The 448-nt window shown below is 66.3% G+C and carries 2 protein-coding genes; both read left to right on the forward strand.

The features are described 5' to 3' along the window. A partial coding sequence (locus ACWTU8_RS32670) for an SH3-like domain-containing protein (protein ID WP_455851357.1) occupies nucleotides 1-280 on the forward strand: 280 nt, incomplete at its 5' end. Then, nucleotides 267-448: nitrile hydratase accessory protein (locus ACWTU8_RS32675; RefSeq protein WP_455851358.1), on the forward strand; the 182-nt coding region annotated here is incomplete at its 3' end. The genes ACWTU8_RS32670 and ACWTU8_RS32675, both read left to right, overlap by 14 nt.

The raw sequence follows: 448 nt of genomic DNA on the forward strand, positions 1-448 counted from the left end.
GGAGCCGGCGCGGTTCAAGGCCGGCGACGCTGTGCGGACGAAGAATTTCAACCCGACCGGCCACACAAGGCTGCCGCGCTATGCGCGTGGCAGGCAAGGCAGGATCGAGGCGGTGCGCGACGGTTTTGTCTTTCCCGACAGCAATGCGCATGGGCACGGCGAAAACCCGCAATGGGTTTACACGGTGGTTTTCGACGGCACGGAAATCTGGGGCGAGGGGGCCGATCCGACGCTTGTTGTCTCGATCGATGCCTGGGAGAGCTATCTTGAGCCGGCCTGACGCGACCGCCGCCGATTTGCCCGCTAGGCTCGATGCGCCTGTCTTCGCCGAGCCCTGGCAGGCCGAGGCGTTCGCCATGACGGTGGCGCTGCACGACAAGGGCCTGTTCTCGTGGAGCGAGTGGGCGGATGCGCTGTCGGCGGAGGTGAAAAAGCCGGGCGCGGCAGC

The sequence above is a fragment of the Mesorhizobium sp. BHbdii genome (assembly GCF_053848045.1).